Source organism: Bacillus sp. SIMBA_074 (assembly GCF_046534555.1).
Taxonomy (GTDB): Bacteria; Bacillota; Bacilli; order Bacillales; family Bacillaceae_G; genus Bacillus_A; species Bacillus_A mycoides.
In genome coordinates this window covers 401,443-428,144 of the sequence record NZ_JAWRYM010000002.1, presented here as the reverse complement: position 1 = coordinate 428,144, position 26,702 = coordinate 401,443, and the positions used below count along the sequence as shown (strand labels likewise).

The 26,702-nt window shown below is 36.8% G+C and carries 20 protein-coding genes; 14 read left to right on the top strand and 6 right to left on the bottom strand.

Annotation, left to right across the window (positions count from 1 at the left end):
• On the top strand, positions 1 to 2,965 hold a 2,965-nt coding region (locus SB773_RS04470), incomplete at its 5' end, for a Cna B-type domain-containing protein (protein WP_410588767.1).
• Positions 2,966 to 3,710: 745 nt separating this feature from the next.
• Here SB773_RS04470 and SB773_RS04465 read toward each other — a convergent pair.
• The gene (locus SB773_RS04465) at positions 3,711 to 5,111 is read right to left on the bottom strand and encodes a M28 family metallopeptidase (protein ID WP_410588765.1); all 1,401 of its coding nucleotides are present in this window, start codon (positions 5,109 to 5,111) and stop codon (positions 3,711 to 3,713) included.
• 527 nt (positions 5,112 to 5,638) lie between these two features.
• A complete protein-coding gene (gene map / locus SB773_RS04460) occupies positions 5,639 to 6,433 on the bottom strand; it encodes a type I methionyl aminopeptidase (protein WP_016121123.1) in 795 nt (264 codons plus the stop codon).
• Between the two features lie 157 nt (positions 6,434 to 6,590).
• Here map and SB773_RS04455 point away from each other — a divergent pair, with 157 nt between their 5' ends.
• The 4 genes from SB773_RS04455 to SB773_RS04440 are packed head-to-tail and all read left to right on the top strand — an operon-like array spanning position 6,591 to position 9,954.
• Positions 6,591 to 7,493, top strand: a complete 903-nt coding sequence (locus SB773_RS04455; protein WP_061673819.1) for an ABC transporter ATP-binding protein — start codon at positions 6,591 to 6,593, stop codon at positions 7,491 to 7,493.
• A complete protein-coding gene (locus SB773_RS04450) occupies positions 7,490 to 8,224 on the top strand; it encodes an ABC transporter permease (RefSeq protein WP_016093649.1) in 735 nt (244 codons plus the stop codon). Before SB773_RS04455 ends, SB773_RS04450 begins: the two co-directional genes overlap by 4 nt.
• Positions 8,225 to 9,355: a sensor histidine kinase gene (locus SB773_RS04445; RefSeq protein WP_410588762.1), complete on the top strand. Its 1,131-nt coding sequence runs from the start codon at positions 8,225 to 8,227 to the stop codon at positions 9,353 to 9,355.
• The gene (locus tag SB773_RS04440) at positions 9,352 to 9,954 is read left to right on the top strand and encodes a response regulator transcription factor (RefSeq protein WP_410588760.1); all 603 of its coding nucleotides are present in this window, start codon (positions 9,352 to 9,354) and stop codon (positions 9,952 to 9,954) included. Before SB773_RS04445 ends, SB773_RS04440 begins: the two co-directional genes overlap by 4 nt.
• A 39-nt stretch (positions 9,955 to 9,993) precedes the next feature.
• Here the strand turns inward: SB773_RS04440 and SB773_RS04435 are convergent, their stop codons facing one another.
• Complete coding sequence (locus tag SB773_RS04435; protein ID WP_410588758.1) at positions 9,994 to 11,754, bottom strand: M4 family metallopeptidase; 1,761 nt, start codon at positions 11,752 to 11,754, stop codon at positions 9,994 to 9,996.
• 171 nt (positions 11,755 to 11,925) lie between these two features.
• Between SB773_RS04435 and SB773_RS04430 the strand changes: the two genes are divergently transcribed.
• Together SB773_RS04430 and papR are read left to right on the top strand one after the other, a co-directional pair.
• On the top strand, positions 11,926 to 12,789 hold the full coding sequence (locus SB773_RS04430) for a helix-turn-helix domain-containing protein (RefSeq protein ID WP_002130082.1): 864 nt from the start codon (positions 11,926 to 11,928) through the stop codon (positions 12,787 to 12,789).
• Between the two features lie 147 nt (positions 12,790 to 12,936).
• Positions 12,937 to 13,083: a quorum-sensing peptide PapR gene (gene papR / locus SB773_RS04425; protein WP_000734740.1), complete on the top strand. Its 147-nt coding sequence runs from the start codon at positions 12,937 to 12,939 to the stop codon at positions 13,081 to 13,083.
• Between the two features lie 17 nt (positions 13,084 to 13,100).
• On the opposite strand, the gene SB773_RS04420 is transcribed toward papR, so the two are convergent.
• From SB773_RS04420 to cls, 3 genes are all read right to left on the bottom strand, one after another.
• The gene (locus SB773_RS04420) at positions 13,101 to 15,779 is read right to left on the bottom strand and encodes a DUF4084 domain-containing protein (protein ID WP_016121121.1); all 2,679 of its coding nucleotides are present in this window, start codon (positions 15,777 to 15,779) and stop codon (positions 13,101 to 13,103) included.
• A gap of 126 nt (positions 15,780 to 15,905) precedes the next feature.
• Positions 15,906 to 16,859, bottom strand: a complete 954-nt coding sequence (uvsE, locus tag SB773_RS04415) for a UV DNA damage repair endonuclease UvsE (protein WP_410588755.1) — start codon at positions 16,857 to 16,859, stop codon at positions 15,906 to 15,908.
• A 33-nt stretch (positions 16,860 to 16,892) separates the two neighbouring features.
• Positions 16,893 to 18,086 (bottom strand): cardiolipin synthase, encoded by a 1,194-nt coding sequence (gene cls / locus SB773_RS04410; RefSeq protein ID WP_002143887.1) that lies wholly within the window; start codon positions 18,084 to 18,086, stop codon positions 16,893 to 16,895.
• A gap of 391 nt (positions 18,087 to 18,477) precedes the next feature.
• On the opposite strand from cls, the gene SB773_RS04405 reads away from it, so the two are divergent.
• The 7 genes from SB773_RS04405 to rpoE all read left to right on the top strand — a co-directional run bounded on the left by SB773_RS04405 (position 18,478) and on the right by rpoE (position 26,535).
• Positions 18,478 to 20,589, top strand: a complete 2,112-nt coding sequence (locus tag SB773_RS04405; RefSeq protein WP_410588752.1) for a (Fe-S)-binding protein — start codon at positions 18,478 to 18,480, stop codon at positions 20,587 to 20,589.
• 9 nt (positions 20,590 to 20,598) lie between these two features.
• Positions 20,599 to 21,882, top strand: coding sequence for an acetyl-CoA C-acetyltransferase (locus SB773_RS04400; RefSeq protein ID WP_410588785.1), 1,284 nt, complete (start codon positions 20,599 to 20,601; stop codon positions 21,880 to 21,882).
• A gap of 49 nt (positions 21,883 to 21,931) precedes the next feature.
• Positions 21,932 to 22,783: a 3-hydroxybutyryl-CoA dehydrogenase gene (locus SB773_RS04395; RefSeq protein WP_002016322.1), complete on the top strand. Its 852-nt coding sequence runs from the start codon at positions 21,932 to 21,934 to the stop codon at positions 22,781 to 22,783.
• Positions 22,784 to 22,855: 72 nt separating this feature from the next.
• Positions 22,856 to 23,986 (top strand): acyl-CoA dehydrogenase, encoded by a 1,131-nt coding sequence (locus tag SB773_RS04390; RefSeq protein WP_410588750.1) that lies wholly within the window; start codon positions 22,856 to 22,858, stop codon positions 23,984 to 23,986.
• A 22-nt stretch (positions 23,987 to 24,008) separates the two neighbouring features.
• Positions 24,009 to 25,148 (top strand): acyl-CoA dehydrogenase AcdA, encoded by a 1,140-nt coding sequence (gene acdA, locus SB773_RS04385; protein ID WP_410588748.1) that lies wholly within the window; start codon positions 24,009 to 24,011, stop codon positions 25,146 to 25,148.
• 64 nt (positions 25,149 to 25,212) lie between these two features.
• Positions 25,213 to 25,842 (top strand): TetR/AcrR family transcriptional regulator, encoded by a 630-nt coding sequence (locus SB773_RS04380; RefSeq protein ID WP_002034889.1) that lies wholly within the window; start codon positions 25,213 to 25,215, stop codon positions 25,840 to 25,842.
• 165 nt (positions 25,843 to 26,007) lie between these two features.
• Entirely contained in the window at positions 26,008 to 26,535 is a 528-nt protein-coding gene (gene rpoE / locus SB773_RS04375) for a DNA-directed RNA polymerase subunit delta (RefSeq protein WP_002143883.1), read from the top strand.
• Positions 26,536 to 26,702: the final 167 nt, after the last annotated feature.

The following is a 26,702-nucleotide window of genomic DNA, read 5'->3' as shown; positions in this document are numbered from 1 at the left end:
GGCATACAAGTATGAAGTGAAAGAACAAGCAGTAGACGGATATCAAACAGAAGTAAAAGGTTATGACATCACGAATACAAAGGTTGGTCAAACAAAAGTAGAAGGAACGAAGGTGTGGAAGGATGGAAACGGTGAAGGGCGTCCAGAAACAATCAAAGTCGACCTACTACAGAATGGCAAGGTAATCGATACAAAAGAAGTAAGCGCAGCAAGCGAATGGAAATATGCGTTTACAGATTTAGCGGCATACGATGCCGAAGGTAAGGCATACAAGTATGAAGTGAAAGAACAAGCAGTAGACGGATATCAAACAGAAGTAAAAGGTTATGACATCACGAATACAAAGGTTGGCAAAACAAAAGTAGAAGGAACGAAAACATGGAAAGACGATAACGCGAAAGATCGTCCGGAAATGATTAAAGTAGACCTACTACAAAATGGTACAGTGATTGCGACGCAAGAAGTAAGTAAAGCAACAGGCTGGAAATACGAATACAAAGATTTAGCGGCATATGATGCCGAAGGTAAGGCATACAAGTATGAAGTGAAAGAACAACCAATCGACGGATACAAATCCGAAGTGAAAGGTTATGACATCACGAATACAAAGATTGGTCAAACAAAAGTAGAAGGAACGAAGGTATGGAAGGACGGAAACGGTGAAGGGCGTCCAGAAACAATCAAAGTCGACCTACTACAAAATGGCAAGGTAATCGATACAAAAGAAGTAAGCGCAGCAAGCGAATGGAAATATGCGTTTACAGATTTAGTGGCATACGATGCCGAAGGTAAGGCATATAAGTATGAAGTAAAAGAACAACCAGTAGACGGATATCAATCCGCAGTCAAAGGATATGACATTACGAATACAAAAGTAAGCAAGACGAAAGTAGAAGGAACGAAAACATGGAAAGACGATAATGCGAAAGATCGTCCAACAATGATTAAAGTAGATTTACTACAAAATGGTAAAGTAGTAGACACAAAAGAAGTAAGCAAAGCAACAAATTGGAAGTACACATTTGAAAACCTACAAGCATACGATGCAAACGGAGTAGCATACAAGTATGAAGTAAAAGAACAAGCAGTAGACGGATATCAAACAGGAGTACATGGTTATGACATCACGAATACTAAAGTTGGTCAAACAAAAGTAGAAGGAACGAAAACGTGGAAAGACGATAATGCGAAAGATCGTCCGACGATGATTAAAGTAGACTTACTACAAAATGGCCAAGTAATCGCAACACAAGAAGTAACAGAAGTGACAGGCTGGAAATATGAATTCAAAGATTTAGCGGCATACGATGCTGAAGGTAAGGCATATAAGTATGAAGTGAAAGAACAAGCAGTAGATGGATATCAATCCGCAGTCAAAGGATATGACATCACAAATACAAAAGTAGGCGAAACGAAAGTAGAAGGAACAAAGACTTGGAACGATAACAACGCAACAGATCGTCCGAAAGCAATTAAAGTAGACTTACTACAAAATGGTAAAGTAGTAAACACAAAAGAAGTAACAGCAGCAACAAATTGGAAGTACACATTTGAAAACCTACAAGCATACGATACAAACGGTGTAGCTTACGAGTATAAAGTGAAAGAACAACCGGTAGACGGATACAAATCTAAGGTAAACGGTAATGACATCACAAATACAAAAGTAGGCCAAACAGAAGTAGAAGGAACGAAGACATGGAAAGACGATAATGCGAAAAATCGTCCTTCAATGATCAAAGTAGACTTACTACAAAATGGCCAAGTAATCGCAACACAAGAAGTGAGCGCAGCAAGCGAATGGAAATATGCGTTTAAAGATTTAGCAGCATATGATGAGAATGGTGTAGCTTACAAGTATGAAGTGAAAGAACAAGCAGTAGACGGATATCAATCAAAAGTCAAAGGTAATGACATCACAAATACAAAAGTAGGCCAAACAAAAGTAGAAGGAACGAAGACATGGAAAGACGATAATGCGAAAGATCGTCCTTCAATGATTAAAGTAGACTTACTACAAAATGACCAAGTAATCGCAACACAAGAAGTGAGCGCAGCAAGCGAATGGAAATATGTGTTTACAGATTTAGTGGCATATGATGCTGAAGGAAAAGCATATAAGTATGAAGTGAAAGAGCAACCAGTAGATGGATATCAATCCGAAGTCAAAGGATATGACATCACGAATACAAAAGTAAGCCAAACAAAAGTAGAAGGAACAAAAATGTGGAAAGACGATAATGCGAAAGATCGTCCGAAAGCAATTAAAGTAGACTTACTACAAAGCGGTAAAGTGATTGCGACGCAAGAAGTAAGCAAAGCAACAGGCTGGAAATATGAATTTAAAGATTTAGCAGCATATGATGCAGACGGAAAAGCATACAAGTATGAAGTGAAAGAACAAGCAGTAGACGGATATCAAACAGAAGTACATGGTTATGACATCACGAATACAAAGGTTGGTCAAACAAAAGTAGAAGGAACGAAAACGTGGAAAGACGATAATGCGAAAGAACGTCCTTCAATGATTAAAGTAGACTTACTACAAAGTGGCCAAGTAATCGCAACACAAGAAGTGAGTACAGAAAGTGATTGGAAATATGAATTTAAAGATTTAGCAGCATATGATGCTGAAGGTAAGGCGTACAAGTATGAAGTGAAAGAACAACCAGTAGCGGGATACAAATCCGAAGTAAATGGTTATGACATCACGAATACAAAAATCAAGGACGAACCAGGTGTAGATCCAAAAGATCCAAGCACAGATCCAAAAGATCCAAGCACAGATCCAAACACAAATACAGACAAAAATAGCGATTCAAAAGTTCCACCTAATAAAGAAAATGATAAGCCAACATTACTTCCTAACACAGGAGGAACATCAGCAGAAATGATTTCAATTCTTGGAGGTATGGTATTGTTCCTTTTAGGTGGAATTCTATTCGCTCGTCAGCGAATAGAATAATAAAAAAGCTTTAGATTATTGATTACATCGTAATCTGAGTAGCAGATAAATTAAAAAATTACTATTGATATTGCTCCCTTTAGGTAAGTATTCAAAAACACTTCACGATAAAGTGAAGGGAAGAATGCAACCTGAAGGGTTTTTTTTATAGAAAAAAGAGAACAGTTTCAAGTTGGACTCAATCAGCGGCCGAATAATATGGTCAGCTTTCATAGAGCTAAGCGGCTCTAAAGTAACAATGAAATCGTTTTTGATAAGTCGATTATGTATTGGACCATAAGCTTAGAATGTGGTGTGGTATCTCATGTAATTTAAGATCAATGACCATGTTCCGTTAAGTTTTGGATGAATGCATAGCCATTTTTATGGCTAATTTAGAAATAGTATTTTGTAAAGCTTTGCTCGTGAGTAGCTGCATCAGCGTTTGTTTCAGGAATAAAGGCATTTGTTCCTAAAAATAACTGTTAAAGCTAACACAACTGCAAGAATAATCTTTTCATAGTAGAAAGCCTTCTTTATTAGATGTAATTACTAGTATTATTCTACATGGTAATACCATTCAATAATACAATTACATTAATATATTACGTTTTATATTATACATAATAAATCGTATAATTGATATACTTAAATTAATGTAGTAAGATTTTTTTAGGGTAATAACGCCATGTAACAAATATGCTATTATACATATTTATTTTTCCTTAATAAAAAGCCACCGATTAATCGGTAGCTTGAAATAGTATTAAGCAGCTTTTTGACCTGTTTGAGTAACAGGTTTTTGAAGGGTGTTATAAACACCAGTTCCGATAACTTCTAATGCCATTTTCATACGTTCTGGTGAAATGTTCTCAAATACGTTATCTTGAGGCGTGTGATATACTTTTTCGATATGATAGATTAATGGATTCCAACTATCGACGCCCATCCAAATAAATAGTGCAGAAGGGATACCCACTTCAGCAAATGGTACGTGATCACTAGAGCCAAATTTTCCTTGAAGAACGAGGTTATTATTTAATTGTTTACCTGCTTGTAAGGCAGCATCTGTTACAAGGTTTGTTGAGCCATCAGGAGTCATTACATATAAATTCTTTGCTTTATCATAATTTGTTGCAACCATGTCTGCGTTAAAGACACCTAAAATTCGATCACGTTCCTTTTGGGACAGACTATTAACATAATAATCAGAGCCAAGTAGGCCAGTTTCCTCAGAACCAAAAGCAATAAAACGAATTTCTTTATCAGTTTCTACATTTTGAAAAGCACGAGCCAGTTCTAATACTAATCCTGTACCAGAAGCATTATCATTTGCCCCAGGTGCTCCAACGACACTATCGTAGTGTGAACTTACAACGACAGCTTTTTCATTACCTGTACTATTTTTTGGTTTCTTTTTAGCGATGACATTTAAGGATGTTAAATTAGATTCATGTCTCGATTTTAGGGAAAGAATTGTTGCCTCTTTTTTAGCGATTTCTTCTTTAAACGCATTTCCTTGAGCATAAGCAAGACCGAAGACAGGGATAGACTGTTTTTTAGTTAAGCGAGGATTGAAAGTTTGTCCGTAGTTTCCACGCCCTCCAATTAAACTGTATAAAAGAACACCTTTTGCCCCTTTACTAACAGCATTCTCAACTTGTTTATTATAATCTGCTACTGTTGCACCCCTTTCGAATAAAACAATTTTTCCGTTTACCTCATTTGGAATATCGTCCAATTTTGTACCACCTTGAACAAAGATAAGCGGAGCTGTAACAGCTTCTGTAGAAATTAGTGAATTTGGAGCAGCACCAGCTTGCCAATTACGCTTTGTCCCTAATGGTGATTCGATAAATCCAACGTATTGATCCGGCACTTGAAAGGGTTGGTACTCTACTTCATATCCCATTGATTTAAGCTTCATACCAACATAGCGAGAAGCCCATTCTTCTGATTTTGTACCACCTGGACGGGGACCGATTGTTTCGGATAAGAAACGGATATGCTCGATGGCGCGGTTTGCATCAACTTGTTTTGTAATAGGTGGAGTCTGTGTAATTTCTGACGTGGAATCAGCTTTTGCTTGTCCGATTGGAGCTAAGCTAACGGCGAGTGATACAGCAAGCAAGGAGCTTACTATTTTTTGTTTCAGTGATTTTCTCATTTTTTCCTCTCCCATTCTTCTATTCTCTCTGACTGACAAAAGAAGACGGTTAACGACTTTATTTTACCTTTATATGTATGAATTTTCAATAAATGTATGTTGAGAAATAAAAAACGCTATATGCATATTTACATATTTTTAGCGGAGATATGTATGCTATCATTTTAAATGAAGGATCGCTTTCAGTTCTGAAGGCTCCTACATTGCATGAATCTAGTGTACCCAAACTTTAGATTATGTAGGGAAAAGAGATCCGTTATAGGATTTCTTTTCTTTTGTTTGAATCATGTGATGATAACTATGTTTCCGCATTTCATAATTATCATCAGTGATATATGTAAGGCATCCATATGAAAATACGAGGCTGTTCAAGAGTTTTCCGTACTTTTGGACAGCCTCACCCCGTTAAAAAGGTGATACTTTGATGTATCACCTTTTTATTTTTATAAGCTTTCTGTTTATGGGGATGTTACATAATCAAAAACAGCCGCTTTAGTAGAAGGAATCTACAAAACGGCTATTTTTGATTATAGTTGAGTTAAAATAATTGGCTCGCCACGAGTGACGACAACTGTATGTTCACATTGTGCAACAAGGCTTTTATCTGGTGTAACGAATGTCCAACCATCATCACCGCGCTCAATGATATGATCAGCTTTCATAGAGATGAATGGTTCTACAGCGATAACAAGACCGTCTTTTAGAAGCGCATTATCCATTGGATCATAGTAGCTTAAGATGTGGTTTGGAGCTTCGTGTAAGCTAAGACCAATACCGTGACCAGTTAAGTTTTGAATAACGTTATATCCACTTTTATGTGCAAAGTTAGAAACAGCACGACCAATTTGATTTTGTTTTGAGCCAGCTTTTACTTTTTTCATTGCTTCCCAAAATGAGTCTACTGCTGCTTGGCAAAGTTTTTCTTTTTCTTCATCGTCACCAAGAACAAATGAGATACCTGTATCTGCATAATATCCGTCAAGTGCTGCCGATACGTCTACGTTTACTAAATCGCCTTCTTTTAATACGCGATCGCTTGGAATACCGTGAGCAACTTCTTCGTTTACACTAATGCAAGTTACACCTGGGAATTTATATTCTTTTTCAGGCGCTGAAATAGCACCGTTCTCGTCTAATACTTTTTTACCAATTAAATCAAGCTCTTTCGTTGTCATACCTGGCTTCGCTTGTTTTTTCATTTCTTCGCGTGCAAGTGCAACGATGCGGCCGATTTTTCGTAAACCTTCTAAATCTTGTTCATTACGAATAATCATGAAAACCACTGTCCTTCCTCGAATATATGTCTTATCCGATTGTATCATGTTTGTTTTTGTACTGCTACTCGCGTGCGGTATACAGGCTGATTCCTCTCATAAAGAATACATGACAATTGTCATATGGATATCATGACGCATCATACTGTTTCCTAACTTTTCCAGAACATACAATGTAAATATAAGAAACAGCGGGGGTGGAGAGATGGAAAAGATTATTGAAGTAAATGGTGTTTCTAAAACATTTAAACATAAAAAAGCAGTAAATAACGTTTCATTTCATGTAAATAAAGGGCAAATAGTAGCATTACTCGGCCCGAATGGTGCGGGGAAAACAACGACAATTTCAATGATGCTCGGGTTAAAAGATCCGACAGAAGGGAATGTTTCTATATTTGGAAAGAGCCCGAAACATAGAGATGTTCGTAATAGCCTCGGTGCGATGCTGCAAGAAGTAAGTGTAATTGACAGCATCACGGTAGAAGAAGCAATCGAGCTATTCCGTAGCTATTATACGAATCCAGTAGCGAAAGAAACATTACTTCAGCTATCAAATTTAGAATCAGAGCGAAAGCAAAGATGTGAGAAATTATCGGGTGGCCAAAAGAGAAGGTTAAATTTTGCACTGGCACTTGCAGGAAATCCAGAGTTGTTATTTTTAGATGAACCAACTGTAGGGATGGATATCACGTCTCGAAAAACGTTTTGGGAAACGATTAGAAAGTTAGCAAGTGAAGGGAAAACGATTATTTTAACGACGCACTATTTAGAAGAAGCGGATGCATTAGCAGATCGAATTTTATTATTTGCGAATGGAAAAATCATTGCAGATGGTACGCCAGATGAAATGAAAGCGACGATTTCTCGAAAAACGATCTCGTTTTATTCGAAAGAGAAAATTCCTAAGAGTTTACTAAAGGAATTACCGCATGTAACAGAAGTACAGTCAAATGAAGGGCGCTTCACTTTAACGACGGAAGATACAGATGCCACTTTACAAGCAATTTATCAGAGGAATCTACCTGTAACAGACGTTTCAGTTGAACGTGGAAGCCTCGATGAAGCATTTGAACAGTTTGTTGCAAATCAGAAGGAGGGAATCGCATGAGAGCATTATGGATGCAATGTAAAATAGAGGTTTTACGTACGTTCCGCAATAAATTATTCATCTTTTTCTCATTATTAATGCCAGTTATGTTTTATTACATCTTTACAAATGTTGTTCAAGTCCCGCAAAACGGAGATGCGTGGAAAGCACATTATTTAATTTCAATGGCGACTTTCAGTATTGTAGGGACTGCCCTTTTTAGTTTCGGTGTGAGACTTTCTCAGGAAAAAGGGCAAGGATGGACACATTTGTTAAAAATTACACCGCTTCCAGAGGGGGCATATTTAGCAGCTAAAATTATTGCTCAAACAGTAGTGAATGCTTTTTCAATCTTAGTTATTTTTATGGCAGGAATATTAATTAATAATGTTGAGTTAACGATAGGCCAATGGATTGGTGCAGGATTATGGCTATTACTAGGCGTGACACCATTTTTAGCCCTTGGAACAGTAATAGGTTCAATTAAGAAGGCGGATGCAGCAGCTGGTTTAGCCAATATTTTAAATATGAGTCTAGCTGTAATTGGCGGGTTATGGATGCCAATTGAAGTGTTCCCGAAAATATTAAGATCTATCGGTGAATGGACACCAACATACCACTTTGGAAGCGGTGCATGGGACATTGTAGCTGGAAAATCGATTGGGTGGGAAAATATCGCGGTACTAGGAGGTTATTTCCTTATATTTGTTGTAGTATCAATATATATAAGAAAAAGACAGGAAGCGGTATAAATGATAGAGAAGAAGAGGTTTGAAGTTTTTCCGAAACAGATGGGTTTCTTCCCGTATATGTGGTTAGTGTATCTGTTATTTCCGATTTACCATCTAACGCAGGTATCAGGGTGGAAACTTGGGATAGGGAGCGGTATGTTGGTGCTTTTTATTATCACATACCGTCAACTTTATTTTGTTAATAAGACGTTCATTTTATGGGCATGTATTCAAATGGTACTCATCTTTTTATTTGCCTTATTTTATAATGCTTTTATGATATTTTTTGGTTTTTTCACGGCAAGTGCGATGGGCTTTGCGCCAAGTAAGAAAGTATTTCGAGTGTTGTTAGGACTGTTGATTACAATGCTTGGGGCCTTTATATTCGTATATTTTAAGCATTTAACAACTACAAATTTAGTGAATATAGTTCCAATGTTTATTTTAATGCTTCTTACGCCATTTGGAATGCGTAATTTTAATCAAAAAAAGATGTTAAAGAATCAATTAAATGAAGCGAACGAGCAAATTAAAGATTTAGTAAAACGTGAAGAACGGCAGCGAATTGCAAGAGATCTTCATGATACGTTAGGGCATACGTTATCTCTTATTACTTTAAAAAGTCAGCTCGTGGAGAAGTTAATTGTAAAAAATCCAGAGCGTGCAAGTATAGAAGCGAAAGAAATTACACAAACATCTCGTACCGCTTTAAAGCAGCTAAGGGAATTAATTTCTGATATGCGCATGATTACAGTAGAAGAAGAGCTTGAACAAATAAAAGCGATTTTGCAAGCAGCTAATATTGAATTAGAAGTGAAGCAGGAAGCGAGTGCGAGTTCGTTATCACCAATTGAACAAAATATTTTAGGAATGTGTTTACGTGAGGCAGTAACGAATGTCGTGAAGCATAGTAAGGCAACAGTGTGCATTGTTTCCATATTAGAATCACAAGGTGAATTGATTTTAAAAGTAGAAGATAATGGCATCGGTTTAGAGGAGCAAAATCATGATGGAAATGGTATCCGTGGTATGAAAGAGCGAATTGCCCTAATTGATGGTCTAGTGGAGCTAGATACCGTTAATCCAGGGACGCTGTTAACGGTGAAGGTTCCAATTGTAATTAGAACGGGGAAAGATGAGGTGAGGGCATGATTCGAATTATTATTGCGGAAGATCAACGGATGCTTCGTGGTGCATTAGGAGCCCTGCTTGATCTAGAAGATGATATCGAAGTAATTGGGCAAGCAGCGAACGGGGAAGAGGCGCTAAAATTAATCGAATCGCTAAAACCCGATATAAGTATTATGGATATTGAAATGCCAATTCAAAGTGGTTTAGATGTTGCTGAAACGTTAAAGAAAGAAAAATCATCTTGTAAAGTAATGATTTTAACAACATTTGCACGACCGGGCTATTTTGAAAGGGCGATGAAAGCTGGTGTGCACGGATATTTATTAAAAGATAGCCCAAGTGAGGATTTAGCTTCGGCGATTCGTAACGTAATGAAAGGGAAACGAGAGATTTCTCAAGAGTTAATGTTTGGCTTATGGCAAGAGCAGAATCCGTTATCGGATCGTGAAAAAGAAGTGCTGGTACTTGCGAAAGAGGGAAAGACAGCAAATGAAATTGCGAAGGCACTTTATCTTTCACCTGGTACAGTGCGTAATTATATTTCTGAAGTATTAACGAAGCTCGATGCGAAAAATAGGATTGAGGCAATTACAATTGCGGAAGAAAAGGGATGGATATGAAAAAGAAGTTTACCTATAATCGGTAAACTTCTTTTTTGCTTATTTTCCTTGTTGTACTTCTACTACTTTACTAATTTTTGCTAGAGCCTTATATCCATGTGCTTGGAAAGCCTTTTCGAATTCTGTTGCTGTCATATTACCATATAAGTCTTTTGCAGCTTGTACAATGTGAGATTGAAGTGATTCAAAATCTTCTGCTGAAGTTGCGTAGTTTTGCAATGCACGCATAACAACTTTACTTACTTTTTCATTTCCTTGTCTTTGAACAGATATACCGTTATACGTTTTACCTTCAGCTAATTGATATAATACATGGCTGATAATTCCAGAATTCACGTGAGATTCTTGATCATTTCCATCATTATAGAAATCTTTTAAGTTTGTGTATAGTTTGTTGCCGCCGTCACCAATTTCCCCTGGGATGTCACGAATTGTTAGACCACCTAACGTATCACCCATAATCCAATTTCCTTTATCTTTCTTTACGTAATATTCTATTTGTGTACCCCAAAAATCTGCTAGACCTTCATTTAGCGCAGATGTTTCAGCACTTGGATATCGCACAATTTTATTTTTCGTCGTACCACTAAATACAGCATGTCCAAATTCATGAGCTGTTACGTCAAGAGCAGAGGTTAATTTTCCATTTAGCCCGTCACCAAAGACCATTTGATTCCAACCTGGATGCCAAAATGCATTTACATAGTTTTCTTTTACACCATCACTAACTTCAGTAGAATCAAATCCGTGGACGCTAGCAACAACTTTTGAGTCTTTATTATCGTAACTTTTCAGATTATGTTCTTTCTTAAAATAGTCGTAAATATCACTCATATTTTTCATAACACCAGCTGCTTCTTTATCTAAGAAGTTAGAGTTATCGCTTGAAATAAGTGTCCCTGGATAACCAGCTTGGCTATCGCCACCAAGGGAATCAGCGTAGTTTGCGTTGTAAATATAAAGACCATTTCCGCGGGATAAATCAGCTAAATAAAATTTTCCATCAGAGCCTTTCGCAATATTAAATAATACATTTTCTTGTAGCGCATTTTTCCCAGTTCCTTGTTCTTTCGCTGGTGATAGTTTAGGTGCTGTTACTTGATTAATAGTTTTATTCTCTTTATTTTTAATAAACTTTTCTTGGAAAAGTACTTCACCAGTTTGTAAGTCCATGATTGCATTTCCGTTTATAACTTGTTCATTGTTTTCATAAGTAAATGTAAGGACCGTTGCGTATGTATAGTAGCCATCTTTTTTCTTATAAACTACCGTTTCGCTAGAAAATTCTGTTTCTGTCGCATCACTTGGAATTTGAAGTATATTGCGTAATTTAGATTTTACTTCATTTTTCGACAAAAAATTTGTTATAGTAAGATTAAGTTGTTGGTCTAAATTTTGGGCAACTTTACCACTAACAGTTGTAATTACTCCATTTTTATCTACTTTTACAATGAGATCTTGACCATATACTTTATAATTTTTGTATGTTTGTGCAAGGCGTAATTCGGTTTGATTTTCTTTTGTTTCTTTATTTGTAGGTTGAAAATCGACATTCTTTTCAGTAGTAACTTGCTCTTGTTGAGCTTTAGCCCCATTTACCTCACCTTTTAAATACTTTTTAGCAATATTCTCTTTTGTATCGTTTTGAGGTTGTGTTAATTTTCCGATTGTTAAACCAGGCTGAGCAATTTCAACTTTCACTTCATTTTTATCTAATTCTTGAGCGTGAATAGCTTCTGTTGATAAAGGACAAAGAAGACCGAATGTAACGAAAGCACTAGCAAGTTTTCTATAATTCATCTATAAAACTCCTAATCTTGTATTGTGTATGTGAGATGAATTGTATGAGGAATTTGCCGAATTTTATATATATTATGCATTATTTCATATCAAAAATTGTCGAATTCACATTATTGTAGTGGTATGACAACTTAAAAAAATTAGATTGTTATAATGGGATGGTGAGTAAGTATGCACGCAGAAAAATTAGGAAGTGAAATAAAGAAAATTAGGGTAATGAGAGGATTAACACAGAAACAACTCTCCGATAATGTATGTCATCAATCGGAAGTGAGCCGAATTGAATCGGGCGCGGTATACCCAAGTATGGATATACTGCAAGGTATAGCAGCAAAATTACAAGTTCCCATTATTCATTTTTATGAGGTACTCATTTATTCCGATATTGAGAGGAAAAAGCTATTTAAAGATAGAATTCAAATGTTGAGTAAGAAGAAACAATATGCTGAAATTTATAGCATTGTTTCAAATGAATTAAAAAAAGAAAAGTTTCATCCAGAATTTAATCAGTTTCTTCTTTGGTACTATTACTTATCTGCATATGTTTTACAGAAAATTAATTTTGAATATTGCATTTTAGAGTTAAAAAAAATTGTACATCAATCATACGGAGGGATAGATGTATTTCAAAATTTATATATTGAAAATTCTATTGCAAGTATTTGTGCAGAAAATAATCAATTAGATAGGGCAATAACTTCATTTCGAGCTATTTTAGAACGGTTAGAATCGCTACATAATAATGAGGCATTCACAGTTAAGGTTCGATACAATTATGCAAAAGCTTTATATTTGAGTGATCAGTTTGAAGAGGCATTGTATCAAGTAAATGAAGCGATTGAAGCTTCTCGGTATATGGGAAGTATGGAATTAATCGGTCAATTGTATTATCAAAAGGGCGAGTGTCTTGAGAAATTAGAGTATTCATCAGATGATATTAAAGAAGTGTATAAAAAAGCGTCTTTCTTCTTTGATTTATTAGATTTACATTCTTACAAAGAGACGTTATTAAAAAAAAAGAAGTATTTAAATTAAAATGATTTGGAATATGTATAGTGGTATATTTCGTAAGTTACATCCACAAAAAGTAATTAAATATCCAAAAAATGGGTATGCATAATTGCATAAGTTGTGGATAAATTTTCATGATATATTAAAAGAAAACGATGTGGGTGATGGAATATGAAAAAACTACTTATTGGTAGTCTATTAACGTTAGCAATGGCATGGGGTATTTCATTAACAGATACAGCTTTAGAGAAAAGCCAAGTAATTTCTCATAATGATCAAGAGGTACAATTAGCTTCAGATTTACCATTTGAACATTAAAAAAACAACCGTCTTACTTAGACGGTTGTTTTTTTGTGGAGTAACCTCCAAACGTCTTTACTAGAAACAGGTTTGCTAAAGAGGAATCCTTGAATGTGGTCACAGTTTTGCTCGTGTAAAAACTTCCATTGTTCTTCTGTTTCTACACCTTCCGCAATAACCTCTAAATTTAATTCTTTTGATAGCGTAATAATGGAAGCGATAATGGCTTCTTCTAAAGGGCTATTTGTAATTCCACAAATAAATTCTCGAGCAATTTTTAATGTATTGATTGGATATTTCGTTAAATAAGCTAAAGAACTATAACCAGTTCCAAAATCATCAATTGAAATTTGAATACCGAGATTTTGAAGTTCTTCTAGTTTAGCAATTACAGAATGATTTTGATTAATCGCGATACTTTCCGTAATCTCAATATCTAGTGCTTCCGGTTTTAGTTCGGTTTCTTCCAAGACTTTTGAAATAGTTGGGATTAAATCTGAACGGTTAAATTGAACAACAGATAAATTCACACCAACCTTTAAGTGAGAAAACCCTTGGTTATGCCACTTCTTTGCTTCTAAGCAGGCTGTACGTAAAATCCAATTACCAAGTTCAATAATAAATCCTGTCTCCTCTGCTAGAGGGATGAATTGGGCAGGTGATACAATTCCGAGTTTTGGGTGTTTCCAACGAATTAACGCCTCGAAACCGATAATTTGTTTTGTTTTTGTGTTTACTTGTGGCTGGTATTCAAGGAAAAATTCATTTTGTTGTAGTGCTTTTGAAAGCTCACCTTCTAGGAAGTGTATTTCATTTTGCGCAATACTCATTTCTTTTGAGAAGAAAACGAATCTGTTTTTTCCATTTGCTTTTGCTCGATACATAGCCATATCTGCATTTTTCATTAATTCGGTTACATCGGTTCCATAGTCAGGGTACATTGCAATTCCGATACTCGGTGTAACAGAAAGTTCTTCATCTTTAATAAAGTAAGGCTTATTTAAGATAGTTAAAATTTGTTCAGCTATAAAAGAAGCACTTTTTTCAGAATACATATCTGGTAATAGAATCGTAAATTCATCTCCGCCTTGGCGGGCAACGATATCTTTTGAACGTAAACATCCACGTAATCTTTTTGCTACTTCAATTAATAATAAATCCCCGACATCATGGCCGAGTCGATCGTTAATTTTTTTAAATCGATCTAGGTCGAGGAACATAACCGCAACGTCATTAGTGTTGTTTTGAGCTAGATTTAAAATCGTTTTTAAATCTTTTTCGAATTTCCGTCGATTCGGTAGTCCTGTAAGTGCATCATGGAAAGCCATATGCTCTACTTGCTTTTGTTTTTCATATAAAGTTGTAATATCACGTGCTATACCAAACATCCCAACAACTTCTTTATTTATAAAAATAGGGATGAATGTAATGTGAAGGTGATAATAATAGCCTTCTTTTTCTTTTGTACGAATTTCTAGAGTTTGTGGTCTACCTTCTTTTGTAATTTGTAAAGATTTCTTCAATAATTCATGATCTTGTGGATCAATGAAGTGTTGAAGAGAATAGCTTGTTACTTCACAATAATAGGCTGTAAATAAACTTTCACAAGCCTTATTAGATTGTTGAAAAATCCCGTTCATATTTAAAGAAAAAACAGCATCAGGATGATCTTCGAATAAAGATTTATAACGTTGTTCACTTTTTGATAGTGCAGATGCGCCTTCTTCAACTTTACCTTCTAGTTGTGTAGTCAACTGTTCGTACGTATCGATTAATACTTGATTATCTTTCCACATGTAAAGTTGTCGTAGGAATAATAAGATAAGTGATAATACGAGACCGATTAACATGAACTTATCATCCCAAGGTTGAATGACAATAAAGGAAAAAGTAATGATTATACTAAAATAAGGTAATATAAAGCGTACATAATCGAATCGATAATATTTAGTCTTAGTTTCATGTTGCATTGGTTTATCTAAAATGTATAGTATGGACGATAAACCGATTAATAAAATTGAAGCAGTATGTATTAAATAAGAGACTTCAGAAGAAGTTTCCATTCCTGATCTTAACTGGAACAGGTGTATATATCCGTAAACAAGTATGATAGTGAAGCCGACAATTAATGAGATTCTACTAGAAGAATACTGTTCTCTTCTATATAAGCTAATAACGGCGTAAATTACTAATGATTGTGCAATGAAATATCCAATTAAAACCCATGTATCTGTTGTTAACATACGAAAGCTTGAAATGTCTAAAATAAAGGTTAAGGTAAAGTAAATATTCATAATGACAATAAAGATGCTATCGAATGAAAATTGAGCAAGGCCTCTAATAGAGTAATGTTTTATAAACTTTATAGCAAAGCCAGAAAAGAGCAAAATATATTGTATGATGAAGAAAGGCAATGCCTTATATGAGAATATGACTTGATCATATATAGAAAGTGAATGAAGAAATAAAGTTATCTCCATAGCTAATCCACATATACAAGTGCATAGTACTAGAACCCAAAATAGTTTGTCACCGTGCTTCATCTTCTTAATTGCTTTATATAAGCAATAGCAAGAAAAGAGTGCAGCAAAACAAAATAAGAAGAGAATTCCAATTTCTTTTATATTCAAGTCCTTAGGGATAAGGAATATCCAAAGAGAAAATATAATAATATACATCATGACAAATTGTACATATTTTTTTTGATTGATCATATAATGGCTCCGTTTCAATAAAGTTGAATCACAGGGGGAAAATGCTAATTTAAATAATAGCATATAAAACAGGAGCTTTTTTACTATAAGAAATACTTTTTGAAAAAAATAGCGCAACGTTACAATTTACCATTGTATTGTTGCGCCTTTTATTCTTTTCACTCCCCTTATAGAAGAGATTTCATCTATTAACTGAAGAAGTGCTAAATCCTTTTGTTTACTTTCAATCATAATATCGAAATCATGGTCAATTTTTTTTGTAATGTGTAAAAAGGGTTTAATAAACTCTAAATCAATATAATTTGCGTGAGCCCTAAATTCTTTTACGGATTTAGGAGAAGAAATATGAACTTTAGGAAGGACATTTGTATGTGACCAAGTTTTAAATATCATAGGAAGTAATTCTTCTAGCGGTTCATTACAAAGGTTCGCTATGTGGTGATGATAATCGAACACGAAAGGGATTTGCTCTTTTTGACAAATAGCCAAAGTTTCAGAAGTTGTATATGTTTTATCGTCATTTTCAAGAGTCATTTGTCTTTTTACATGGTATGGAAGTTTTTGTATGTTTTCATGAAAACGTTCGATTGCCTTTTCCTTATTTCCATACGCGCCACCTACATGGATATTAATGTAGGAAGAATCTGCAATTCCCATAGCATTTAACACGTTATAATGATAGGTCATATCTGTAATTGCATTAGTTGTAATATGTGGTTTGTCGCTTGTAAATAGTGTGAATTGATTGGGATGGAAACTTATGCGCAAATTGTGTTCCTGAATTAATGCCCCTATTTTACGCCAAAGCGGTGCAAATATTTGGATGTAATCAAATTTAACTTCAGGATGTGTTGCAAGCGGGACGATAGAAGATGATAAACGATATAATGGAATTTCGTGTGCAATATTGTAATGAAGGATGCGTATTGTGTGTTCTAGATTTTGCAGTGTAACATTATACAATTTATCTGCACGCTCTTGTTTTTTTAGTTTTTTCCAGCTTGTAAATGTTATTGTTTTGGCAGGCGAACAGTCCCATAATGCCATAGCATGTGAGACATATCCAAATCGAATTATCATATGTGATGCACCTCCTTGGCCCTTGAAATTTCTCTATAAAAAGAACGCGAGTATCGTTCCTATCCATTCCTTTCCTCTATCGATAATGGAGAGGGGATTGACATCTTCAAAGGAAAGTAATAAGGAGCGTTCCAAATCTTCCTCGAATTTACGTTTTACTTCTTGTATGAAATGTTTATCGTATAAAAGGCAATTGATTTCATGGTTAATATATATACTTCTCATATCGAAATTAGCAGTTCCGATATCACAAGTATGATCGTCTACTATAATAATTTTTGCGTGGAAAAATCCTTGCTGAAAAGCGTAAATATCACAACCAGCTTGTATTAACTTTCGGCAATATGGGAATTTTGCTTCTCGAACGAGGGCGTGATCAGCTTTTTGTGGAACGAGAATAGTTATTTGAACCCCACGTTTTCGCGCTTTTAATAATGCATTCATAATTTTTTTTCCAGGAATAAAATATGGTGTACCGATAAAGAGTTCTTTTTTCGCGCTTTCGATTAAATGTAAAAATGTATTTTGTAAATAGGCACCATCAGTAGGGATGAAACGATGTAGAATGGTCCCTGGTTGTTGCATAGGAAAATAAAGAGATGAATCTAATAAATTTTGGTCTGTATCGTCGAGCCAATCATGTAAAAATTGTTTTTGTAAATCTTGTATCCCTTCTCCTGTAAGACGTAAATGATAATCTCGCCATAACCCTAACCTTTGATTATGCCCTAAATATTCTTCGCCAATGTTAAATCCACCAATATAACCAATTTTCCCGTCAATAACTGTAATTTTTCTATGGTTTCTTTGATTTGCAGAAAAGAAAGGAAAAGGAAATTTCACTTTATGACAAAATGAAAAAGAGACACCATGCTTTTGTAGCGAGTAAATCGCTTCTTTTGATAAATAATGACTTCCAAACCGGTCGAGTAAAAGTCTTACTTCAATTCCTTCTTGTGCTTTATCGATAAGTAACTTTAAAAACGTACGACTTATATCATCGTTTTTTACAATAAAAAATAAAACGTGCACATGGTGTTTAGCTTGTTTTATATCAGTAAAGAGAGCATCGTATAGATCATTTCCGTATGTATAAAGGCGAAAATCACTTTGACGTAAAGGGAAAGAACGAGAACGTACACGCTTTAAATGAACAATTCTCCCATATGAAAGGTCGATTGTAATCCAGAGAGCGCTGCCTAATAACAAGAGAGATAAGAAAAACATAAGTAAATTCCCTCCTTCACGGTCTTTTCACCATCAATTTTTTACAAATCAAAATTTCACTGTATCCCGCTATTTGCGGGCAGTAAGACTCCCACCTCGAAATTGGGTTAAAGCAAAGAAGTTGGTTTGGATTCGGACCGCCCGTAAAATCCCGATTGGTGAGGACTAATAATCAGTAGGGAATAAACAGCTCCCTACTGATTAAAGTTTCACTTTATAGTTTCACCGAAATAAACAGCTTTATTAAAAAATGTGTTGTTGTATAACAAAAAACTGTTGACTGAATGCTCACTCATTATATAATGGGAATAGGGGATATAATTCAGAAAATTATATATTTTCGAAGATTCTAAAAAAGAAAGAGAGCTTACAAAGAGAGGGGTAGCATAAAATGAATAGCTTACTAATCATTAATTGGCTGGCTGCCATTGCTGTTATTGCTTATGCGGGGTATTTGTTTGTATATCTTATACGAACAAGGATGGCCTACATACAATTAGGAAAAAAGATTGAATTTGACCGTCGTTTTAAAGAGCGTTGGGATCTTCTTAAGGTCAATGTTTTCGGTCAGAAAAAGCTGCTGAAAGATAAAAAGAGCGGCATCATTCACGTTATGTTCTTTTACGGATTTATTCTTGTCCAATTTGGAGCAATTGACTTCGTTTGGAAAGGACTTGCACCAGGATCGCATCTTCCACTTGGACTACTATACCCTGCATTTACATTCTTCCAGGAAATTGTCACACTCGTTATTTTAATTGCAGTCTTTTGGGCTTTTCATAGACGCTATATTGAAAAGCTTGTTCGTTTGAAACGTAATTTTAAATCAGGCCTTGTTCTTATCTTTATTGGTGGCTTAATGATTTCTGTGCTACTTGGTAATGGGATGGGAATTATATGGCACGGCGAGGAGCTTTCATGGAGTGAACCTATCGCTTCTGCAATCGCTTACGTTTTCTCGGGATTAAATGAAACCGTAGCCATTTCAGTGTTCTATTTCTCTTGGTGGGTGCATTTACTAATTTTGTTAACGTTTTTAGTTTATGTTCCACAATCAAAACATGCGCATTTAATTGCTGGACCAGTTAACGTGTTTTTTGGTCGTCTTTCAAATCCGGGAAAACTTGAAAAAATTGATTTTGAAGATGAAACACAAGAAACATTCGGTGTTGGTAAAATTGAAGACTTTAGACAAAATCAACTTATCGACTTATATTCCTGCGTCGAATGTGGTCGTTGTACAAATATGTGTCCGGCAACAGGAACAGGGAAAATGTTATCACCGATGGATTTAATTTTAAAACTTCGTGATCATTTAACTGATAAAGGAGCAGCGGTAACATCAAAAGCACCGTGGGTTCCAGTTGTTGCTTTTAATAATACACAAGGAAATCAGTTAGCGATGATGGCAGCTGGAAAAGGACAACAAGAATCAGCGGCTACAGCGCTAGCGTACGACCCAAGTTTAATCGGAGACGTTATTACAGAAGAAGAGATTTGGGCATGTACAACGTGTCGTAACTGTGAGGACCAGTGCCCAGTTATGAATGAGCATGTTGACAAAATTATTGATTTACGCCGCTATCTCGTTTTAACAGAAGGAAAAATGGACGCGGAAGCGCAGCGTGCAATGACAAACATTGAGCGTCAAGGTAATCCGTGGGGACTGAACCGTAAAGAGCGTGAAACATGGCGCCAAGGTGACGATGAAGTAACAGTTCCAACTGTAAAGGAGAAATCAAAAGCTGGCGAAGAGTTTGAATACTTATTCTGGGTCGGATCAATGGGTTCGTATGACAATCGCAGTCAGAAGATTGCGATATCATTTGCGAAGCTAATGAATGAAGCAGGCATTTCATTCGCAATTCTTGGTAATAAGGAAAAGAACTCTGGTGATACACCGCGCCGCCTTGGAAATGAATTTGTATTCCAGGAAATGGCGACTAAAAATATTGAAGAATTTGAAAAAGCAGGAGTGAAGAAAATCGTTACGATTGACCCTCATGCTTATAACACTTTTAAAAATGAGTACCCGGACTTTGGCTTACAAGCAGAAGTCTATCATCATACAGAATTACTAGCCCAGTGGGTGAAGGAAGGTCGTTTAAAACCTGTCCATTCTATTGAAGAGACAGTTACGTACCATGATTCCTGTTACTTAGGAAGATACAACGAAGTATACGAAGCGCCGCGCGATATTCTAAAAGCAATTCCAGGTGTAAACCTTGTAGAAATGGCGCGTAACCGTGAAACGGGAATGTGCTGTGGTGCGGGTGGCGGCCTAATGTGGATGGAAGAAACGACAGGTTCTCGTATTAACGTTGCTCGTACAGAACAAGCGCTAGCTGTACAGCCGTCAATTATCGGTACAGGATGCCCGTATTGCTTAACGATGATTAGTGATGGCACGAAAGCGAAAGAAGTTGAAGAAACAGTTCAAACTTTGGACGTAACAGAGATTTTAGAACGCTCAGTTATCGGACAGAAGAAAGAAGCAATGTAGTTTGTAGGAATTCATTCAAATTTAGAAAGAGGTGCAATAATTGCACCTCTTCTAGGCGCAAGGATACCGAGCGAGCGCTCGGTGCTAAAAAAAGAAATGGGGGAAAGAAACATGAGTAAAACAGTTATTTTAAGTGCTGCAAGAACACCGGTTGGAAAATTTGGAGGAACTTTAAAAGACGTGAAAGCAACAGAGCTTGGAGGAATCGCAATTAAGGCAGCGCTTGAAAGGGCGAATGTTTCCGCTAGTGATGTTGAAGAAGTTATATTTGGAACGGTTATCCAAGGAGGGCAAGGACAAATTCCATCACGCCAAGCAGCAAGAGCGGCCGGCATTCCTTGGGAAGTGCAGACAGAAACAATAAATAAAGTTTGTGCATCAGGGCTTCGCGCAGTTACGTTAGCAGATCAAATTATTCGTACTGGTGATCAATCACTGATTGTAGCTGGTGGAATGGAATCGATGAGTAACAGCCCTTACATTTTACGAGGGGCAAGATGGGGATACAGAATGGGTAACAACGAAGTTATCGATTTAAACGTTGCAGACGGTTTAACATGCGCATTTTCAGGTATACACATGGGTGTTTATGGCGGAGAAGTTGCGAAGGAAGATGGAATCTCTCGCGAAGCACAAGATGAATGGGCATATCGTAGCCATCAACGTGCGGTTTCGGCACATAAAGAAGGGCGTTTTGAAGAGGAGATTGTACCAGTAACAATTCAGCAAAGAAAAGGCGATCCTATCATCGTGGCTAAGGATGAGGCGCCACGCGCGGATACAACGATTGAAAAATTAGCGAAATTAAAGCCTGTATTTGATAAGACGTCAGCGGTGACAGCAGGTAATGCTCCGGGACTAAATGATGGCGGTGCTGCACTTGTATTAATGAGCGAGGACAGAGCGAAGCAAGAAGGAAGAAAACCATTAGCGACAATTTTGGCGCATACGGCGATTGCGGTAGAATCGAAGGATTTCCCAAGAACGCCAGGTTATGCAATTAATGAATTGCTGAAAAAGACAGGTAAGACAATTGAAGACATAGATCTATTTGAAATCAATGAGGCATTTGCGGCTGTAGCAATTGCAAGTACAGAAATCGCAGGGATCGATCCGGAAAAATTGAATGTAAATGGCGGTGCTGTAGCAATGGGGCATCCAATTGGAGCGAGCGGAGCACGTATTATCGTTACACTTATCCACGCACTGAAGCAGCGCGGCGGCGGAATTGGAATTGCTTCTATTTGTAGCGGTGGCGGTCAAGGTGATGCAGTGATGATTGAAGTTCACTAATTAAGATTAGAAGATATATAGTTTATTAACAATTAAGGGGGAAGAAAAAATGAGTGTACAAAAGATTGTTGTAATTGGTGCAGGGCAAATGGGTTCAGGTATCGCACAAGTGTGTGCAATGGCAGGCTATGATGTGAAAGTGCAAGATTTAAAGCAAGAGCAATTAGATAGAGGGCTAGCTGTTATTTCGAAAAATTTAGCCCGCCAAGTAGAAAAAGGCCGTATGAAGGAAGAAGAGAAAGATGCGACTTTAAATCGTCTTACATGGACGCTTGATTTAAATAGTGTCAAAGAAGCTGATCTTATTATTGAAGCGGCTGTTGAAAAAATGGATATTAAAAAGAAAATTTTTGCGAATTTAGATGAAATCGCTCCAGAACACGCAATTTTAGCGACGAATACGTCATCGTTACCAATTACGGAAATTGCAGCGGTAACGAAACGTCCTGAGAAAGTAATCGGCATGCACTTTATGAATCCAGTTCCAGTTATGAAACTCGTTGAAATTATTCGTGGTTTAGCTACAGATGATGCAGTGTACGAAACGATTGAGGATATTACGAAAAAAATCGGGAAAGTGCCAGTTGAAGTAAATGATTTCCCAGGGTTTGTATCGAACCGTATTTTATTACCGATGATTAACGAAGCGATTTATACGTTATACGAAGGAGTGGCGACGAAAGAAGCAATTGATGAAGTAATGAAACTCGGTATGAATCATCCGATGGGACCACTTACGTTAGCTGACTTTATCGGTTTAGATACGTGTTTATACATTATGGAAGTGTTGCATGAAGGATTAGGAGATAGTAAATATCGCCCATGTCCATTATTACGTAAGTATGTGAATGCAGGATGGTTAGGACGTAAAACGGGTCGTGGTTTCTACGTTTACGAATAAAGGCCTCCCTTTATTGAAGTAGTGGTCTTACCAGATTGTTAAAAAGATATATAGCAAACGGAGGCGAAGTACATGAATTTTCACTTTACTGAAGAGCAACAAATGATGAGGAAAATGGTTCGAGATTTTGCACAGAAGGAAATAGCTCCCTTTGTTCCTAGTATGGAACAAGGGGTGTTCCCGAAAGAGATTTTGCAAAAGATGGGTGAGCTTGGACTAATGGGTATTCCAGCGCCTGCAAAATATGGCGGGGCAGAAATGGATTTTATTTCTTACATCCTAGCAATTAAGGAAATTTCAAAAGTAAGTGCAACGGTTGGTGTAATTTTGGCTGTACATACGTCAGTTGGAATGAATCCGATTTTATACTTCGGAACAGAAGAACAGAAGCAGAAATATGTTTCTAAACTGGCGACTGGTGAATATTTAGGCGCATTTGCTCTAACAGAACCGAATGCAGGATCAGATGCAGGTAGTTTGAAATCAAGAGCTGTAAAGAAAGACGATCACTACATCATTAATGGATCGAAAGTCTTTATTACAAATGGTGGTGAAGCAAGTACATATATCGTCTTCGCGTCTACAAATCCAGATGCGGGGAAAAGCGGGATTTCAGCATTTATAGTAGAGAAAGATACACCAGGCTTAATCATTGGAAAAGATGAGCATAAGATGGGTCTTCTTGGTTCTCGTACAGTGCAACTTACGTTTGAAGATATGAAAGTGCCGGTCGAGAATTTACTTGGTGAAGAAGGACAAGGATTTAAGGTGGCGATGGCGAATTTAGATGTTGGGCGAATTGGAATCGGAGCGCAAGCATTAGGAATCGCGGAAGCGGCGCTTGCATGTGCGATTGATTATGCGAAAGAGCGTGAGCAATTCGGAAAGCCAATTGCGGCGCAGCAAGGACTCGGATTCAAACTTGCAGATATGGCAACAAGTGTAGAAGCATCGCGATTACTTGTATACAGAGCAGCATCGCTAAGAGCACAAGGATTACCATGCGGTAAAGAAGCTTCTATTGCGAAATTATTTGCTTCTAAGACGGCTGTTGAAGTTGCGATTGAAGCGGTGCAAGTATTTGGTGGTTATGGTTATACGAAAGATTATCCAGTAGAAAGATTTTTCCGTGATGCGAAGATCACACAAATATATGAAGGAACGAGCGAAATACAAAAGCTTGTAATTAGTCGAGCTTTATAAAAAGGCAGAGGGGGAGACGGGAATGCATTTTAAATTATCAGAAGAACATGAAATGATAAGAAAAATGGTTCGGGATTTTGCAAGGAATGAAGTAGCACCGACAGCAGCAGAGCGTGATGAGGAAGAGCGATTTGATCGCGCTTTATTCGATCAAATGGCAGAGCTTGGTTTAACCGGTATTCCGTGGCCTGAAGAATACGGCGGAATTGGAAGCGATTACTTGGCGTATGTAATTGCCGTTGAAGAATTATCCCGCGTTTGTGCTTCTACAGGTGTAACGTTGTCTGCACATACTTCACTTGCTGGATGGCCAATTTTTAAATTTGGAACGGAAGAGCAAAAACAAAAGTTTTTGCGCCCAATGGCTGAAGGGAAGAAAATTGGTGCATATGGCTTAACAGAACCAAGCTCTGGATCAGATGCTGGTGGAATGAGGACGACTGCAAAACGAGATGGAGACCATTACATTTTAAATGGTTCGAAAATCTTTATTACAAATGGCGGTATTGCTGATATTTATGTTGTTTTTGCATTAACAGATCCTGATTCGAAGCAGCGCGGCACGAGTGCATTTATTGTGGAGAGTGATATGCTAGGATTTTCGGTTGGGAAGAAGGAAAGTAAGCTAGGGATTCGTTCTTCGCCAACAACTGAAATTATATTTGAAGACTGCCGTATTCCTGTAGAGAATTTACTAGGGGAAGAGGGCCAAGGATTTAAAGTTGCGATGCAGACATTAGATGGCGGCCGTAATGGTATTGCGGCACAAGCAGTCGGTATTGCACAATCCGCTTTAGATGCTTCTGTAGAATATGCAAGAGAACGTCATCAGTTTGGGAAGCCAATTGCGGCGCAACAAGGAATTGGCTTTAAACTTGCGGATATGGCAACGGATGTAGAGGCAGCGCGTCTTTTAACATATCAAGCGGCTTGGCTTGAATCTGAAGGGCTTCCGTATGGGAAAGAGTCAGCGATGTCAAAAGTATTTGCAGGTGATACAGCGATGAAGGTAACGACTGAAGCGGTACAAGTATTTGGTGGTTATGGTTATACGAAAGATTATCCAGTAGAGCGTTATATGCGCGATGCAAAGATTACACAAATATATGAGGGAACACAAGAGATTCAAAGGCTTGTAATTTCTCGTATGTTAACGAAGTAGGAACAAAAGCGTAGGTATTTTCCTACGCTTTTTACTTCCAAAAATAATAGAGAGAGGTGAAGGGATGGTTAAACATAATGTACATGCGTCAGTGAAAGATGAAAAATTAGTTGCGTTAAGACGTGAACAAATGATTAAAGGTGCGGTGCAGCTGTTTAAGCAAAAAGGATTCCCACGTACAACAACGAGAGAAATTGCGAAAGCGGCTGGATTTAGTATCGGAACACTTTATGAGTATATTCGCACAAAAGATGATGTATTATATTTAGTTTGTGATAGTATTTATGAACATGTAAAAGAGCGGTTAGAGGAAGTAGTGTGTACAGAGAAGGGAAGTATAGAAAGCTTAAAGATAGCGATAATGAATTATTTTAAAGTGATGGATGAATTGCAAGAAGAAGTATTAATTATGTATCAAGAGGTACGTTTTTTACCGAAAGAATCACTCCCATATGTATTAGAAAAAGAGTTTCAAATGGTCGGGATGTTTGAGGATATTTTAGAGCAGTGTACGGAAAATGGGACATTTACACTAAATAAAAAGGAAATACAGCTTCTTGCACATAATATTTTCATACAAGGACAAATGTGGGGATTTAGACGTTGGGCCCTGCAAAAACTGTATACTCTCGAAGAATATACAGAAATGCAAATTAGGTATGTACTGCAAGGAGCACATATGTCTCCGAAATAAAGAATGGACAAATTATAATTTTATTGCCCGTAAATAGCGGGATAAAAGTTTCCCGTTTTTTTTGTAGCATATTTGTGCGACTTTTGTTTATAATGAATAGTATGGATTTTTTTAAGCAGACCGTTATATATAAGCTTATATTTGAAGAAAGGAAGTGCCGCATAAGTGGGTTTTAAGCAATATTCACCAGAAGAGCTAAAAGAATGTTCAATGATTGAAGTTGTACATAGTGTTTTAGGGAATAAAAGACAAGCAACGACATTCAACGAGTTGGTTCAAGAAATCGCTCAAGTGCTGGGACTATCTCAAGGGCAAGTTAATACGAAACTCGCACAATTTTATACAGATTTAAACATCGATGGACGTTTCATTAATTTAGGAGAAAATCGTTGGGGGCTACGTAGCTGGTACCCATATGAGCAAATTGATGAAGAAATTCTGCCTCAGCCAAAACCGAAGAAGAAACGTAAAGTTGAAGAAGACGGTTTTGACGACTACATTGAAGAAGATGATGTAGAAGAAGTAGAAGAAGAAGTAGAAGAAGATGTAGTAGATTTGGACAAAGTTCTTGAAGACGAAGACGCAGATGATGAAGATGATGATCTTGATGATTTAGAAGAAGATAATGAAGACTTCGCAGAAGAAGAACTTGAGTATGATGAAACTGAAGAAGAAGAAGAGGAAGAGCGGTAGTTCTTGACTTTTCATTATCGTCCATGTAGAATCATTTTTGGGCTCTTTAAAAAAAGACGATAATACTTTTAAAGTGTAAATATAAAAGAAAATTGCTCCCTACTTATTACTTTATGTGATGAGGGGAGCAATTTTCTTTTTTGTTTTTTGTTTAGAAAATAAAAAGA

Excerpts from the sequence above, each read along its gene's own strand:
- SB773_RS04465 (WP_410588765.1), bottom strand. The coding sequence starts at position 5,111 with ATGAGAAAATCACTGAAACAAAAAATAGTAAGCTCCTTGCTTGCTGTA.
- map (WP_016121123.1), bottom strand. The coding sequence starts at position 6,433 with ATGATACAATCGGATAAGACATATATTCGAGGAAGGACAGTGGTTTTC.
- SB773_RS04455 (WP_061673819.1), top strand. The coding sequence starts at position 6,591 with ATGGAAAAGATTATTGAAGTAAATGGTGTTTCTAAAACATTTAAACAT.
- SB773_RS04450 (WP_016093649.1), top strand. The coding sequence starts at position 7,490 with ATGAGAGCATTATGGATGCAATGTAAAATAGAGGTTTTACGTACGTTC.
- SB773_RS04445 (WP_410588762.1), top strand. The coding sequence starts at position 8,225 with ATGATAGAGAAGAAGAGGTTTGAAGTTTTTCCGAAACAGATGGGTTTC.
- SB773_RS04440 (WP_410588760.1), top strand. The coding sequence starts at position 9,352 with ATGATTCGAATTATTATTGCGGAAGATCAACGGATGCTTCGTGGTGCA.
- SB773_RS04435 (WP_410588758.1), bottom strand. The coding sequence starts at position 11,754 with ATGAATTATAGAAAACTTGCTAGTGCTTTCGTTACATTCGGTCTTCTT.
- SB773_RS04430 (WP_002130082.1), top strand. The coding sequence starts at position 11,926 with ATGCACGCAGAAAAATTAGGAAGTGAAATAAAGAAAATTAGGGTAATG.
- papR (WP_000734740.1), top strand. The coding sequence starts at position 12,937 with ATGAAAAAACTACTTATTGGTAGTCTATTAACGTTAGCAATGGCATGG.
- SB773_RS04420 (WP_016121121.1), bottom strand. The coding sequence starts at position 15,779 with ATGATCAATCAAAAAAAATATGTACAATTTGTCATGATGTATATTATT.
- uvsE (WP_410588755.1), bottom strand. The coding sequence starts at position 16,859 with ATGATAATTCGATTTGGATATGTCTCACATGCTATGGCATTATGGGAC.
- cls (WP_002143887.1), bottom strand. The coding sequence starts at position 18,086 with ATGTTTTTCTTATCTCTCTTGTTATTAGGCAGCGCTCTCTGGATTACA.
- SB773_RS04405 (WP_410588752.1), top strand. The coding sequence starts at position 18,478 with ATGAATAGCTTACTAATCATTAATTGGCTGGCTGCCATTGCTGTTATT.
- SB773_RS04395 (WP_002016322.1), top strand. The coding sequence starts at position 21,932 with ATGAGTGTACAAAAGATTGTTGTAATTGGTGCAGGGCAAATGGGTTCA.
- SB773_RS04390 (WP_410588750.1), top strand. The coding sequence starts at position 22,856 with ATGAATTTTCACTTTACTGAAGAGCAACAAATGATGAGGAAAATGGTT.
- acdA (WP_410588748.1), top strand. The coding sequence starts at position 24,009 with ATGCATTTTAAATTATCAGAAGAACATGAAATGATAAGAAAAATGGTT.
- SB773_RS04380 (WP_002034889.1), top strand. The coding sequence starts at position 25,213 with ATGGTTAAACATAATGTACATGCGTCAGTGAAAGATGAAAAATTAGTT.